A 13789-nucleotide genomic window follows, 5' to 3' on the forward strand; every position below is an offset into this window, starting at 1 on the left:
GTCTTGCCGTGGTCAACGTGGCCAATCGTGCCAATGTTAACGTGCGGCTTCGTACGTTCAAACTTTTCCTTTGCCATCTTGTCAGACGCCCTTTGTTCAGTTGTGGGTCGGAACCCCGTTGTTCACTCCGCGCGGCATTTATTGTGATTGGGCGGGAAAATCAAGTCAGGTTCGCGGTGGTATGCGGACCGATTTATTGTCGTGCTGCAGGCGGATAGGACAACAGCCCGTGACGCGGCAGCTGCCTTACTCCTGTGTATAGGATTTCACCCCGCTGCTGCCGCCTCGGTCTCCAATGACGATGGCTGTGCCTCGGATGCGTCCGGCGCTGCCGAATCCGGCGCGAACCAACCCTGCTCATTCCTTTGCTTCACAAGAAAACGCTCTACTGCCTTGGCCGCATTCTGGCTCAACTCCTTGAGCTGCTCCTCGGCTGTCATCGTGTAGCCTGTCCCGATGATTGGCGCGGTTCCAAATGTTTCCAGAACGGTAATCTGCTCGGGTTCGTTATTCAATTTGCCCCCTGCGGCGTCATCCCAAACCGTGACATTCAGGATCAGGGCCGATTTGGGCGCAAGCACAAGCGGGATCCCAGGTTGGGCCAGAACGTAACCTTCAACGGAAATACCGAAGTGGTATCGGCTGGTGCCCGAGTAACGCCCAAACCGTTCGGCCATCGCGTCCTTGACCGCGGCCGTTAGCTGTTCCTCGCTGGCCGGGCGGCTCAGAGGTCCGCGCTGCGCATTTTCCGCGATGACGATGTTATGTTCGAGCCGGAAGTCACCCAGTGGGACCGGCGCGTCTCCAAGGTCGCGATTGCTGGCGCATGCCGAAACCGTCACCAGCATCAAAAGGCCCAAAACCCAACGCATCATTCCTGTATTCTCCCCGTTTTTATTGCGTATCGGATAGCGCAGCTGCGACGTTGGCGCAATTGTCCGGTGCTGCGCACCACATATATCGTTACGTATCAACGGAGGGTGACATGTCCGACACGGCTCTGCCTCATGCGTTGCCAGTTCGCGTGCCGCTGGTGAAAGAAGAGACCGGTATCTGGAAAAGCCTTCAGATGGCGCGCAAGAACGTGCTGGGCATCATCCCCGAAGCCGCGACGCGCCTGCCCATCGTGTCCGGCAAGACCGGCAAGCGTTGGCATATGGTCATGGACCCCGGCGGCATTCGCCAGATGCTGCTGGACCGCTTGGACACATACCCCAAGTCCGTCGTCACCAAGAACCTGTTGCAGCCCGCCATCGGCGAGTCCTTGTTCATCGCGGAAGGCGCGAACTGGCGGTGGCAACGTCGCACGGCCGCCCCGGTGTTCACCCACCGCAACATGATGAACCTTGCCCCGATCATGACCGCCGCCGCCGAACGTTGCGCAGACCGGATTGCAGCAGCCGGACCCAGAGCCGTGAACCTGCTGGACGAAATGGTGACCACAACATTTGACGTTATTGCTGACGTCACCTTTTCGGGCGATGGGACATTCGACCGATCATCCATCCACCGCGCGATCGAGGATTACATCTCGAATGCCGGTAAAATTTCACTCTTCGATATCATGGGCGCACCGGATTGGGTGCCTCGCCCCGGGCGCCTGGTGCAGGGCACAGCAATGCGCGACACCAAAGCCATTGCCGACCGGGCAATCGAAGCTCGAGCCGCGCGGCCCCATGATGGCGTGCCGGATCTGTTGGACCTGTTGATGGCTGGCGAAGATCCGGAGTCCGGGCGCAAGATGACCACGGCGGAGTTGCGGGACAACCTGCTGACTTTCATTGTCGCAGGACACGAAACCACGGCTCTGACCCTGGCGTGGTCCATGTACCTTGTTGCGTTCGACCCTGCCGCGCAGGATCGTGCGCGGGCCGAAGCGCAATCGGTCCTGCAAGGGCGCCCCGCCCGCGGCGACGACATCCAGCATCTACCCTTTATCCGCCAGATCATCGATGAGGCACTACGTCTGTACCCACCTGCAGGGATGGTGTCGCGCACGGCCATGGCAAATGACGTTCTGTGCGGGCGCGAAATCCGGAAAGGCGACACCTGCATCATTCCGATTTATGCCGTGCACCGGTCCAAGCTTTTGTGGGACGACCCGGATGCGTTCCGACCGGACCGGTTTGCCGACCGCAAGTCGGTGGATCGCTATACTTACTTGCCCTTTGGAGACGGCCCTCGCATCTGCATTGGCGCTTCCTTCGCCCTGCAAGAAGCTGTGATCATCCTGGCGACGGTGCTGAGCCGTTTCGAATTTGCACCTGTTGCGGGCAAGAACCCCGACCCTGTTATGATCCTGACCCTGCGACCAGATGGCGGTGTGTGGCTAACCGCCGAGCTGGCCTAGCCACAAATTCCCTGAAGGTCTGCCCATTGCTGTTCGGTCAGGATCGGGGACCAGTCTCCATCTTCCGGGGCCGCATCACGCGCTTTGTCGATGCGATCGGACAAGGTCGGGTGGGACAGGAAATGCGAAAGGGTACCATCACTGTCTCCATGCTTCTTACGCAACCGTTCGAACATGTCCCCGAGGGCAGCGGGAGAAATCTCGGCGTCCTCAAGCACCGTGTGCGCAAAGGTGTCCGCAGCCTCTTCGGCGGCTTGGGTGTAGTTTGCATCAATGAGCCGTTCCGTCAGGAACAGCACAACAGCACCGCCTGCAAAGTCACCAAAGAGCAGACCCAGAACGCCGATGCTGCCAGCTGACCGCAGGGCGTGCCGCGTGGGGTCGCGGCTAACGACGTGGCCGAGTTCATGGGCGAAGACGGCAGCCACTTCCTCGGGCGTTTCGGCTGCGTCGATTAAGCCGCGGAAGAACACGACGTATCCACCCGGCAAGGCAAAGGCGTTGATCATCGGGTGGTTCAAAACGAACACAGATATTTCGCCGTTGTCAGGTATCGACGGGGCAAAGGTCGCGGCCATTTCATTCAGTGCCGCCCGCCCCTCCGGTTTTTCGCAGACCCGCAGCGGGCCCAGAGTATCACTGCCCAGCGCACCACGGATCTGTTCAAATGTTGCCTCGCCCAGCGCGCGTTCAGCGCGGGGTGGAATGAAGTTGGCCAACTGGTCAGCCATGAGCGGGATCAGGATGCCGATCTGTAAGGCGACCGCAGCCACCGCACCTGCGGCCCACATAGCAAGGCGTCCGCGGCCTTTGGGCGGTGCGCGCCGATTGAGGTGCGGCAATCTTGGCAGCGTTCCGGCGTCTTGAACGTAAAGCCGCGCAACCGGGTCGCTGGTCAACCGCAAGACCGCATCAATCCCACTGGGCAGGTCCGATACCGTTCGAATATCAGATGCGGGCCATATCACGTCGTCGGCATTCGGGCGTGAAAGAATTATTTGCGCGCCGTCGTCACTGGGCGTGACATAGACCGGGACCGGATTTGGCGTGTCGCCATTGAAGTAAGAGGCGTGGGTCATATCGCGGCCCCCAAATCAAGAGCCTCGGCAAAGCCTTCGGCTTCGGCGAATTCATCGCGCGCGGCCTGGCTGACGGATTGCAAACCATGATGTTCGGGCAGTACGGTTGTTGTTGCCATGTGCCGCATCAGCGGGAATGTCACGAAAGTATTGTAGACCACGGACCAAAGAAGAAAGATGCCGAAATAGACGATGACCGATGCCGTGATGGCAACCCAGCGCGGCGCATCGAAAGTAAGGTCGGCGTCGGTGCCTGTGATCTGCGCAAGAACCTCGAACCCGAAGATCGGCAGAACAATCAGCGATAACAGTATGATCCCAAGGGTCAGCACCAGATAAGCAAAAAAGGTACCCCCGGCATAAATCCATGCGATCCGCCCTGTGCGCAGGTTTGACCGGACCGCAATGCCCGGTGCCGACTTGTGGTTGGCCATGATGCGCCGCGCACCGAACATGTAGTGCACAACACCCGTGTAGAGAGTGATAGCCAGCGGGATCAAAAGCCATAACCGCCATACGTTCTTTGGCTTGGCTGTCCCTTTGGACAAGAATGCCTCGTACCCTAATAGTTCGATCAACAGCTCATCGAGGAAGGCTGCCCAAATCTCTCCGATCGGGTCGATGAAGGTAATCCAGACCACCCATAGAACCCATGCAACAATCGCCCCGATCAACGGTAAGGCTGCCCGATAAAGCATCGTCCAACGCCCACCTTGAGTCAGCTTGGACGAGCCGAAAAAGGTGCGGTCGGTGCGGTATTTCTCGAGATAGAACGTCATGCGCGGCCAGAGGATGCCGAGCGTGCAAATCGTGACAAGCCAGTGAACGCAGGCACGCCACGCATAACCCCACGCACCGGGCTCTAACCCGAAGCGCACGCCGCGCCAGCGCGTGCGCCCAAGGACATAGCGGCGCGCGCGATACCGGGCGTAGAACCACAGGGGGATCACGCCCAGAAAGCTGAGGAAGTAACCCGCGACATTGCCGTCAAACAGGGTGAAGCTGGCGAACATCAACAGCAGGTTCACCACGCCGATATAGAAGGTAAGGATCACGACCGCGATGAAGAAGCCCAGCAGCTTTTCCCACGGGTCGCCGACATACTCCATCGGATGACCACCGGGCCGGATCGATCCCCAGAAGTAACGACGCAGCCGTGTCTTCATCCAGAAACGGTAAAAGCCCAAAGTCAGAATGGACCAGAATCCTGTGGTCAGAGCGAGCCAAAAGACCGCACCACGACGACCGACAAAGCCGACCGTGAGCGCGCCGTCAGGTGAACTTGTTGTCTCTTGGGAAGCCGCGGGGGGCCATCCGCCCTGCACCTGCGCGTTTTCCGCGCCACTCGGCAAGGTCGGTTTCCGTTCTTGTCCGTCCTGCGGGGTCGAGCCAGCTGAGCCCGTCTGCCAGGGTGAAGGTGGTTGCATCGCTGAGGCCCCCGTCCTTGTACTTTTGGAGACGCACACCCTTGCCGCGCGCCATCTCCGGTAACTCTTCGAGACCAAAGACCAGAACCTTCCGGTTTTCACCGACAACGGCAACGCAATCCCCTTCGGCGGGTCTACAGACGGCCATCGCGACGCCGCCGCGCACGTTCAGCACCTGTTTGCCCGTCCGGGTCTGCGCGATCACTTCGTCCTCGGGTACGATGAACCCATCGCCGGCGGATGATGCGACCAATAGCTTACGGCCCGGTTTATGAGTCAGCAGGGAATGAATTTGCACCTCGTTCGGCAGATCGACCATCAGGCGCAACGGCTCGCCCATGCCGCGCCCGCCCGGCAGGTTCGACGCGGACAGCGTGTAGAACCGCCCGTTTGACCCGACCAAGACCAGACGATCCGTGGTTTCCGCGTGGAAGATAAAACGCGGACCATCACCGTCCTTGAATTTCAGCTCGCGGTTCAGATCGATATGGCCAGTCATAGCGCGGATCCAGCCCATTTGACTGCACAAGACGGTGATCGGTTCGCGGTCGATCATCGCCTCAAGCGGCACATCCTCGATCTGACCTGCTTCGGCGAACGTAGTGCGGCGGGCGCCGCCCTCGTAGTCCTTGCCGAATTTCTTTCTGGTCTCGCGCATCTGGTCGGAGATGGCCTGCCATTGCAGGTTTTCGCTTTCGAGCAGGTCTTCGAGCCCGGCACGCTCTTCCATCAGTTCGGATTGCTCGCGCAGCAGTTCCATCTCTTCGAGACGGCGCAGGGACCGCAGGCGCATGTTCAGGATCGCTTCGACCTGAACTTCGCTCAGTTCACCATCACCCGCGGGCGGCGAGACATAGTCGGCCTCGGTCATGGCGCGAGGATGATCCTTGCCCCAGTCCTCGCGCATCAGCGCAGCCTTGGGATCGTCATCATAGCGGATGATGTCTATCACACGATCAAGGTTGAGGAAGGCAACGATCAGCCCCTCGAGCACCTCGAGCCGGTGGTCGATCTTTTCCATACGGTGCTGGCTGCGGCGGATCAACACCTCGCGCCGGAAATCAAGGAAGGCGCGCAGCACTTCCTTCATCGAGCAGACCTTGGGCGTGACCCCGTCGATCAGCACGTTCATGTTGAGACTGAACCGCACCTCAAGGTCCGAATTCCGATACAGCATGCCCATCAGCACATCCGGGTCGACATTCTTCGATCGAGGTTCAAGGATCAGGCGGATGTCATCTGCGCTTTCGTCCCGCACATCAGCCAGGATTGGGACTTTCTTGGTCTGGATGACCTCGGCCAGTTTTTCGATCAGCTTGGATTTCTGGACCTGATAGGGAATCTCGGTCACGACGATCTGCCACTGGCCACGGCCCAGATCCTCGACCTCGTAACGGCAGCGCAGGCGGAACCCACCCTTGCCCGTGCGGTAGGCTTGCGCGATAGCCTCGAGCGGTTCGACAATGATACCGCCTGTCGGGAAGTCAGGGCCGGGCACGTAGTTCAGAAGCGTATCGTCGCGGGCATCCGGCGTCTTGATCAGGTGCAGGCAGGCGTCGCACAGCTCGGCAATATTATGGGGCGGGATGTTCGTTGCCATGCCCACGGCGATCCCAGAAGATCCGTTGGCCAGCAAGTTCGGGAACTGGGCGGGCAGCACCACCGGTTCCGTCAGCGTGCCGTCATAATTCTCGCGATAATCAACGGCGTTTTCGTTCAACCCCTCAAGCAGCGCCTCGGCCACGGCTGTCATCCGTGCCTCTGTATAGCGCGAGGCCGCAGGGTTATCGCCATCGATATTGCCAAAGTTCCCCTGCCCATCGACCAACGGGTAGCGCACGTTGAAATCCTGCGCGAGGCGGGCCATGGCATCGTAAATCGCGGCATCCCCGTGGGGGTGATAGTTGCCCATCACGTCGCCCGAAATCTTGGCCGACTTGCGGAATCCACCAGAGGACGACAACCGCAATTCCCGCATGGCGAATAAAATTCGTCTGTGTACCGGCTTCAGTCCATCCCGCGCATCCGGAAGCGCACGGTGCATGATGGTGGACAACGCATAGGTCAGGTACCGCTCACCCAGCGCGCGACGCAGCGGTTCGGACAGGTCCATGTTGGGGGTATCGGTCTGATCGGACATAGATGATGTGTAGCGGCCCGCCTTGCCGGGAACAAGCGGTCAGATGGACGATCTTCCGTTCGGGAAGCTTTGGCGCGAACACTCCGTTGCTTGGACACCACAACGCATGCTGCGGGGAAAACTGACCGGTTTTTACCAGTGTTTGGAATCACTCGGTTTGTTAAGGTTTGTCATGTGTCATCAAGCTGCTGATGTGACACACAAAGTATGTTGGGGGAGACGCATAGTATGATGCGGTTCATTATCATCACATTTGGGTTTCTGGCCTTTGCCTTTTACGAGATGAGCGGAGGCGCCGACTTTGACGCCGAGCAAACCCGCCTGTCGCGTATTGAATTGCCCGTAGAGGTCAAACAGGAAACGCTGACGCAGGTCGCCGTGGCACCTGCCGCCCCCGCCGTGCCGGAAAACGTGACACGCGTTTCGCTGAACCTGAACAGCGTAAGCGATGTCCTGCGCCCGCAGCGGACTGTCCAGACAACTGCAGCGCGTCCGCGCGCCGTCGAGGCAGAGAGTGAAACGGATATCGCCCTGAGCGAAGAAGAACCGACGATCATTCTGCCAAGTCTGATTGTCGACACCGCAATCATTACCCCCGTTGACTTCAACGCACCCGAAGCGGCCGCAGACCCATCGAAAGATGTGCGCGCCGTGTCTGCCCGCAGCGTGAATGTGCGCGGTGGCCCCGGCACGGACTATTCGGTCGTCAATCGCCTGACGCGCGGCGCTAAGGTCGAAGTCCTGCAAGACCCCGGAAACGGCTGGGTCGAACTGCGCCCGTTAAACGGTGGAACCATCGGTTGGATGGCTGACTACCTGTTAAGCGAAGGCTGATTGCGCGCCCAGCGGAACGCACTATTGTCCCACCCAAGTTCGAGCGGGACAAAACATGACACAGAAATCCATTCTCATCACAGGCTGTTCGTCTGGCATCGGGTACGCATCGGCACACGGACTGCGTGACGCAGGCTGGCGTGTGTTTGCAGCTTGCCGAAAATCAGAAGACTGCATGCGTCTGCAAGACGAAGGGTTCGAAAGCCCGCTGATCGACTATGTAGACACGGCGACCATCACCAATGGTCTGCAAGAGGTATTCGAGGCCACCGGGGGCACCCTTGATGCGCTTTTCAACAATGGCGCGTTCGGCACACCGGGCGCGGTCGAAGATTTGCCAACGGATGCACTGCGCGCCATCTTCGAAGCCAACTTCTTTGGCTGGCATGACCTGACGCGACAAGTCATCCCCGCAATGCGCAAACAGGGACATGGACGGATCGTGCAGTGTTCATCCGTGCTGGGATTTGTGACCATGCCTTGGCGCGGTGCCTACAATTCGACCAAGTTTGCGCTTGAGGGGCTGACCCATACGCTGCGGATCGAAATGCGCGACACTCCCATAGACGTGATCCTGATCGAACCCGGCCCGATCACCAGCAAGATCCGCGCCAACTCGATCCCGCATTTCGAAAAGTGGATCGATTGGGAAAACTCTCCGCGTGTCGAGCATTACCGCACAAAGCTGCGCAAGAGGCTGTATCAGGACAGTGGACCCGACACGTTTGAGCTGCCTGCAGAGGCGGTGGTCAAGAAACTGAAGCATGCGCTGGACGCCCGCAAGCCGCGTCCCGTCTACATGGTCACGACCCCCACATTTCTGATGGCCGCGCTCCGAAGGATCCTGACCACACGCGGTTTGGACCGGATTCTATCCGTCGGGTGACCGAACGACGCGTTCGCTTTTGCGCGTGCGTCGCCTACATGGTCCAAGCGTAAGGAAAAGGGACAAAAGAACATGGGCTTTGACCCGCTATTCATCTTGATCGTGCTGGCTTGTCTGGCAGTTGTCGTGGTGCTGATGCTTGGCCTTGGCGGCTTTGCCAAGGGCTCTGGGTGGGCCAAGAACAACTCGAACCGCCTGATGCGCTACCGGATCGGTGCGCAGTTCGTGGCTGTCCTTTTAATACTTGTCTATGTCGCATTGCGTGGAACGGGGAACTGAACATGGTTGTTCTGAACAAGATTTATACAAAGACGGGTGATGCGGGCGAAACGGCCCTTGGCAATGGTGCGCGGGTGGCCAAACACGCGATGCGTGTCACCGCTTATGGCACAGCCGACGAGTTGAACGCGTTTCTGGGTGTGGCCCGGTTGGAAGCGACCGGCGACGCCGATACTGCCCTGAGCCGCATCCAGAACGATCTTTTTGATCTGGGCGCAGACCTGTGTCGACCGGATATGGAAAAGGATGCCGAATCCGAATATCCACCGCTGCGCATGACCGATGCTCAGGTGACGCGACTGGAAGCAGAGATCGATGCCATGAACGGCAATCTTGAACCCTTGCGCAGCTTCATTCTGCCCGGCGGTTCAACCTTGTCTGCGCATCTGCACGTCTGCCGAACCGTGGCGCGACGTGCCGAGCGCTTGGCGGTGGAACTGGCAACCATGGAGGCGGTGAACCCGGCGGCTGTCAAATACCTGAACCGTCTCAGCGACTGGTTCTTCGTCGCGGCGCGCATTGCCAACAATGGCGGTAAGGATGACGTGCTTTGGGTTCCGGGGGCGAACCGCGACTAGCGGCAAAACCTCTTGTGGAAGGTTTGGCTATCGGAAGGGCGGAGCCACGGGTTTGTCCACTCGCACTCAGACCGGCTCGGGTTCCCACAACTCGATCGGTGTCCCCTCGGGATCGGAAAGATGCGCGAAGCGCCCGATCCCGGGCATGTCCCCAACCATCTTCACTGAGACACCGGCATCCTCAAGCTGTGCCACCATCGCATCGAGATTACTGACGCGGAAGTTCAGCATAAAGCTCTTGTCAGCGGCAAAATAGTCGGTATCGGCGGCAAAGGGGGCGAAAACGGTTGCACCCCCGTCGGCCATCCACGGTGTTTGATCCGCAGCGGTCGGCACCAGATCGATCCCAAGCCTGTCACGATACCATGCGGACAGTGCAGCCGGATCCTTAGACCGGAAGAAAAACCCGCCGAAGCCTTGAACACGTTCCATGGCAATCCCCCTTTCCCACAGTGTATCAAAGTTTCCGTTCGACGGCATCACACTGAAAACGCGGCGTTCATTTGCCGTGACGTGACGATTTTGTCCTGTTTCCGTGGCGGCGTCTTGGGTAAACCACACGAGATTGACTATCTCCGCTGTCAAAGCTGAGTCGTTATTTTAAGGAGAGGAACGCTCATGAAGGTGCTTGTGCCCGTCAAACGCGTGATCGACTACAACGTGAAGGTACGCGTGAAAGCGGACGGATCGGGTGTGGATCTCGCCAATGTGAAAATGTCGATGAACCCGTTTGACGAGATTGCCGTCGAACAGGCCATCCGCCTGAAAGAAGCGGGCCAGGCCGAGGAAGTCGTTGCCGTCTCCATCGGCGTCAAGCAAGCTCAGGAAACACTGCGTACAGCGCTGGCGATGGGCGCGGATCGCGCAATCCTCGTCATTGCAGCTGATGACGTCCACACGGACATCGAGCCGCTGACGGTTGCCAAAATCCTCGCCAAAGTGGTCGAGGAAGAGCAACCAGGTCTGGTTCTCTGTGGCAAGCAAGCCATCGACAATGACATGAACGCTACTGGCCAAATGCTGTCGGCCCTGATGGGCTGGAGCCAGGCGACCTTCGCATCAGAAGTCGAGATTGCCGGTGACAAAGCCAAGGTCACACGCGAAGTCGATGGTGGTCTGCAGACCATCGAAGTGAGCATGCCGACCGTCATCTCGGTCGACCTGCGCCTGAACGAGCCGCGCTATGCGTCGCTGCCCAACATCATGAAAGCCAAGAAGAAGCCGCTGGATGAAAAGACAGCCGCTGACTACGGCGTCGACACCGCACCGCGGCTCGAGATCGTGCAGACGGCAGAGCCCGAAGCGCGTGCTGCAGGCATTAAGGTGAGCTCGGTAGAAGAGCTTGTGGCGAAACTCAAAGAAGCGGGGGCTGTGTAATGGCTGTTCTTCTTCTCGCAGAGATCAATGATGGTGAACTGGCGATGGACGCCACGGCCAAGGCCGTGACCGCCGCCAAGGCGCTGGGTGACGTCACCGTTCTGGCAACCGGCGCAACCTGCGCCGATGCTGCTGCCTCCGCGGCGACCATCGACGGTGTAGCCAAGGTGCTGTGCGCCGAGGATGCGCTGTACGGCAAGCGTCTGGCCGAGCCTGTATCAGACCTGATCGTGTCGCTTTCCGGTGACTATGAGCACATCGTTGCCCCGGCTACCACGGATGCAAAGAACATCATGCCCCGTGTCGCGGCGCTGCTGGACGCCATGGTGATCTCGGACGCAACAGCTGTGGTAGACGGGAGCACGTTCGAGCGCCCGATCTACGCAGGCAACGCGATCCAGACCGTGAAAGCGGGAGGCGGTAAGAAAGTTATCACCTTCCGTACATCGACCTTTGATGCAGCGGGCACAGGTGGTTCAGCCTCGGTTGAAAACATCGGTGCGGCAGCTGATCCCGCACTGTCGAGCTGGGTCGAGGACAAGGTTGCCGCAAGCGACCGTCCCGAGCTGACATCTGCTGGAGTGGTTGTATCCGGTGGCCGTGGCGTAGGCTCCGAAGACGATTTCGCACTGATCGAGAAATTGGCCGACAAGCTGGGCGCCGCCGTTGGCGCATCGCGGGCTGCTGTCGACTCGGGCTACGCACCGAACGACTGGCAGGTCGGTCAAACCGGTAAAGTCGTGGCCCCTGACCTTTATGTTGCCGTTGGCATCTCAGGTGCGATCCAGCACTTGGCTGGCATGAAAGACTCCAAGGTCATCGTAGCCATCAACAAGGACGAAGAAGCACCTATCTTCCAGGTTGCAGACTACGGTCTGGTCGCCGACCTGTTTGATGCTGTACCCGAGATGATCGAAAAATTGTAAACAGGCACTTCCTGCAAAAAAGTTAAGCCCGCCGCACCCATGCGGCGGGCTTTTTTGTGTCACTTCAACACTGGAACAAGGGCTTGAGCGATTTCGTGGTGTGCCACGGGACCCGGCATGGTGCGGGCCGCGGGTGCGTCCATTTCACTGAACACCATACCTTCCGTTCCTGCTTGCACCGCTTCGTCAGAAATGACTGTTTCCACATATTTGGTCGCGAGTTCGGACACTTTTTCAATCATCTCTCTGGAGACCAATGCGAGGTCTGCATCAAGATCACTTGCCGACCCCTCGGGCGTTTGACGTCCGGCCCACAACAACACAGTCCTGCCCGGTATCTGGCTAAGTACCAGTCGCATCCGTGCAACCCACGCAGTCTGCAACTCTTCCACCACTGCCTCGAAACGTTCCGGAGACAGAAGGTATAGCCGGTTCAACATGTGGTTGGTGAAATTGAACTCGGCAAAATCAACCTCGCGGTAGATCGCACGCAGCAGCGATGACGCTTCGACAAACCGATCGTTGCGACGGGGATGCACCCGGTAAAACCGGTTCGACATGTTCCTTGGACTGGTAATCTGAATCACTGTCGTTTGCGCCAAGCCAGACACCTTACGCAGATAGGGATCGGTCGCAAAAACATCGACCCCGCCGTTCAGTGATCCAAAATTCACGCATGTCGTGCCCATGGACTGTTCGACCAGATCCGGAAACGGCGTAGGTACGAATTTACCGTATGTGATCGACCCCCCAAAAAAGGCAATAAATGGCCCATCCAGAGGCCGCCTTGGCCCGCGAAACAATACTTTGGAATTGCCGTATCTACACGGCAAGTAATCGAGCCCACCCGGACCCAACGATTCAATACTCATGAGACCCACTCTCACTATTTACCCATGGCCACTGTGACAGCAGTTTGTTTAAGAACCCCTAACAAGGATGGTCATCATTGATGCATCGCGTCCCCTTGCCCCCAACCGGCGCGTGACCATATGGTGCGGGAACGTGGCATGAGGTCGAAAATGGACATCAAGACGGTTGGAATTGTTGGCGCGGGCCAGATGGGGAATGGCATCGCGCATGTGATGTCTCTCGCCGGGTACAATGTCATGCTGAACGATATTTCGGGCGACGCATTGGCTGCGGCCATGGCGACCATCGATCGGAACCTCGAACGGCAGGTGAGCCGCGAGAAAATCAGCGCAGACCACAAGTTAGCAGCGATAGCCCGCATTCAAACGACGCAAACCCTGACTGATCTGGGTCAGACCGACCTGGTGATCGAGGCCGCGACCGAACGCGAAACGGTCAAACAGGCTATCTTCGAGGACCTGGTACCGCATCTGCAACCGCATACCATCCTCACGTCGAACACCTCTTCCATTTCCATCACGCGGCTGGCCAGCCGCACGGACCGGCCCGAAAAGTTCATGGGTTTCCACTTCATGAACCCTGTTCCTGTGATGCAGTTGGTCGAACTGATCCGGGGAATCGCAACGGACGCCGAGACATTCGAAGCCTGTGCCGCCGTTGTGGACAAGCTTGGCAAGACAGCGGCCACGGCAGAGGATTTCCCCGCCTTTATCGTCAATCGCATCCTGATGCCGATGATCAACGAAGCAGTCTACACCTTGTATGAAGGGGTAGGGTCCGTCAAATCCATCGACTCGTCGATGAAGTTGGGGGCAAATCACCCCATGGGACCCTTGGAACTGGCGGATTTTATCGGGCTCGACACGTGTCTGGCCATCATGAACGTCCTGCATGACGGGCTTGCGGACACCAAGTACCGCCCCTGCCCGCTTTTGACCAAATACGTGGAAGCCGGATGGCTGGGCCGCAAGTCACAGCGCGGGTTTTATGATTATCGCGGAGAGACGCCTGTTCCGACGCGGTAACATTTTCTTGCAAAT

At 58.6% G+C, this 13789-nt stretch carries 14 protein-coding genes; 8 read left to right on the forward strand and 6 right to left on the reverse strand.

Annotation, left to right across the window (positions count from 1 at the left end; all coding sequences use genetic code 11):
* Window positions 1–266: 266 nt before the first annotated feature.
* Window positions 267–875, reverse strand: coding sequence for a hypothetical protein (locus Q1A51_RS12350; RefSeq protein WP_299208298.1), 609 nt, complete (start codon window positions 873–875; stop codon window positions 267–269).
* 110 nt (window positions 876–985) lie between these two features.
* On the opposite strand from Q1A51_RS12350, the gene Q1A51_RS12355 reads away from it, so the two are divergent.
* Window positions 986–2350, forward strand: coding sequence for a cytochrome P450 (locus Q1A51_RS12355; RefSeq protein WP_299599712.1), 1365 nt, complete (start codon window positions 986–988; stop codon window positions 2348–2350).
* On the opposite strand, the gene Q1A51_RS12360 is transcribed toward Q1A51_RS12355, so the two are convergent.
* From Q1A51_RS12360 to Q1A51_RS12370, 3 genes are read right to left on the reverse strand one after another with little or no spacing between them, the layout of a single operon-like run.
* On the reverse strand, window positions 2347–3429 hold the full coding sequence (locus tag Q1A51_RS12360) for a M48 family metallopeptidase (protein WP_299599714.1): 1083 nt from the start codon (window positions 3427–3429) through the stop codon (window positions 2347–2349). The two genes, Q1A51_RS12355 and Q1A51_RS12360, sit on opposite strands and share 4 nt — an antisense overlap.
* The gene (locus tag Q1A51_RS12365) at window positions 3426–4781 is read right to left on the reverse strand and encodes a DUF898 family protein (protein WP_299599716.1); all 1356 of its coding nucleotides are present in this window, start codon (window positions 4779–4781) and stop codon (window positions 3426–3428) included. The genes Q1A51_RS12360 and Q1A51_RS12365 overlap by 4 nt, the downstream gene beginning before the upstream one ends.
* Complete coding sequence (locus Q1A51_RS12370; protein ID WP_299599718.1) at window positions 4702–6996, reverse strand: DNA topoisomerase IV subunit A; 2295 nt, start codon at window positions 6994–6996, stop codon at window positions 4702–4704. Before Q1A51_RS12370 ends, Q1A51_RS12365 begins: the two co-directional genes overlap by 80 nt.
* A gap of 228 nt (window positions 6997–7224) precedes the next feature.
* Between Q1A51_RS12370 and Q1A51_RS12375 the strand changes: the two genes are divergently transcribed.
* The 4 genes from Q1A51_RS12375 to Q1A51_RS12390 all read left to right on the forward strand — a co-directional run bounded on the left by Q1A51_RS12375 (window position 7225) and on the right by Q1A51_RS12390 (window position 9573).
* Window positions 7225–7830: an SH3 domain-containing protein gene (locus Q1A51_RS12375; RefSeq protein WP_299599720.1), complete on the forward strand. Its 606-nt coding sequence runs from the start codon at window positions 7225–7227 to the stop codon at window positions 7828–7830.
* A gap of 55 nt (window positions 7831–7885) precedes the next feature.
* Window positions 7886–8716, forward strand: coding sequence for an SDR family oxidoreductase (locus Q1A51_RS12380; RefSeq protein WP_299599722.1), 831 nt, complete (start codon window positions 7886–7888; stop codon window positions 8714–8716).
* Between the two features lie 72 nt (window positions 8717–8788).
* A complete protein-coding gene (locus tag Q1A51_RS12385) occupies window positions 8789–8995 on the forward strand; it encodes a twin transmembrane helix small protein (protein WP_299208286.1) in 207 nt (68 codons plus the stop codon).
* Between the two features lie 2 nt (window positions 8996–8997).
* A complete protein-coding gene (locus Q1A51_RS12390) occupies window positions 8998–9573 on the forward strand; it encodes a cob(I)yrinic acid a,c-diamide adenosyltransferase (protein ID WP_299599724.1) in 576 nt (191 codons plus the stop codon).
* 66 nt (window positions 9574–9639) lie between these two features.
* Here Q1A51_RS12390 and Q1A51_RS12395 read toward each other — a convergent pair whose 3' ends face one another.
* Entirely contained in the window at window positions 9640–10005 is a 366-nt protein-coding gene (locus Q1A51_RS12395) for a VOC family protein (RefSeq protein ID WP_299208282.1), read from the reverse strand.
* Window positions 10006–10191: 186 nt separating this feature from the next.
* Between Q1A51_RS12395 and Q1A51_RS12400 the strand changes: the two genes are divergently transcribed.
* Together Q1A51_RS12400 and Q1A51_RS12405 are read left to right on the forward strand one after the other, a co-directional pair.
* Window positions 10192–10950, forward strand: coding sequence for an electron transfer flavoprotein subunit beta/FixA family protein (locus tag Q1A51_RS12400; protein WP_299599726.1), 759 nt, complete (start codon window positions 10192–10194; stop codon window positions 10948–10950).
* Window positions 10950–11876 carry an FAD-binding protein gene (locus Q1A51_RS12405; RefSeq protein WP_299599727.1) on the forward strand — a complete coding sequence of 309 codons (927 nt, stop codon included), beginning with the start codon at window positions 10950–10952 and terminating at the stop codon, window positions 11874–11876. The genes Q1A51_RS12400 and Q1A51_RS12405 overlap by 1 nt, the downstream gene beginning before the upstream one ends.
* Window positions 11877–11935: 59 nt before the next feature.
* On the opposite strand, the gene Q1A51_RS12410 is transcribed toward Q1A51_RS12405, so the two are convergent.
* A complete protein-coding gene (locus Q1A51_RS12410; protein WP_299599728.1) occupies window positions 11936–12748 on the reverse strand; it encodes a DUF6473 family protein in 813 nt (270 codons plus the stop codon).
* A gap of 150 nt (window positions 12749–12898) precedes the next feature.
* Between Q1A51_RS12410 and Q1A51_RS12415 the strand changes: the two genes are divergently transcribed.
* Window positions 12899–13774 (forward strand): 3-hydroxybutyryl-CoA dehydrogenase, encoded by an 876-nt coding sequence (locus tag Q1A51_RS12415; RefSeq protein ID WP_299601046.1) that lies wholly within the window; start codon window positions 12899–12901, stop codon window positions 13772–13774.
* The last annotated feature ends 15 nt before the right edge of the window (window positions 13775–13789 follow it).

Origin of the sequence: uncultured Tateyamaria sp. (assembly GCF_947496075.1) — a bacterium.
Lineage (GTDB): Bacteria > Pseudomonadota > Alphaproteobacteria > Rhodobacterales > Rhodobacteraceae > Tateyamaria.

Coding starts and splice junctions, on each gene's coding strand:
- Q1A51_RS12395 (WP_299208282.1), bottom strand. CDS start 10,005: ATGGAACGTGTTCAAGGCTTCGGCGGGTTTTTCTTCCGGTCTAAGGAT.
- Q1A51_RS12390 (WP_299599724.1), top strand. CDS start 8,998: ATGGTTGTTCTGAACAAGATTTATACAAAGACGGGTGATGCGGGCGAA.
- Q1A51_RS12355 (WP_299599712.1), top strand. CDS start 986: ATGTCCGACACGGCTCTGCCTCATGCGTTGCCAGTTCGCGTGCCGCTG.
- Q1A51_RS12350 (WP_299208298.1), bottom strand. CDS start 875: ATGATGCGTTGGGTTTTGGGCCTTTTGATGCTGGTGACGGTTTCGGCA.
- Q1A51_RS12375 (WP_299599720.1), top strand. CDS start 7,225: ATGATGCGGTTCATTATCATCACATTTGGGTTTCTGGCCTTTGCCTTT.
- Q1A51_RS12360 (WP_299599714.1), bottom strand. CDS start 3,429: ATGACCCACGCCTCTTACTTCAATGGCGACACGCCAAATCCGGTCCCG.
- Q1A51_RS12370 (WP_299599718.1), bottom strand. CDS start 6,996: ATGTCCGATCAGACCGATACCCCCAACATGGACCTGTCCGAACCGCTG.
- Q1A51_RS12405 (WP_299599727.1), top strand. CDS start 10,950: ATGGCTGTTCTTCTTCTCGCAGAGATCAATGATGGTGAACTGGCGATG.
- Q1A51_RS12400 (WP_299599726.1), top strand. CDS start 10,192: ATGAAGGTGCTTGTGCCCGTCAAACGCGTGATCGACTACAACGTGAAG.
- Q1A51_RS12385 (WP_299208286.1), top strand. CDS start 8,789: ATGGGCTTTGACCCGCTATTCATCTTGATCGTGCTGGCTTGTCTGGCA.
- Q1A51_RS12415 (WP_299601046.1), top strand. CDS start 12,899: ATGGACATCAAGACGGTTGGAATTGTTGGCGCGGGCCAGATGGGGAAT.
- Q1A51_RS12410 (WP_299599728.1), bottom strand. CDS start 12,748: ATGAGTATTGAATCGTTGGGTCCGGGTGGGCTCGATTACTTGCCGTGT.
- Q1A51_RS12380 (WP_299599722.1), top strand. CDS start 7,886: ATGACACAGAAATCCATTCTCATCACAGGCTGTTCGTCTGGCATCGGG.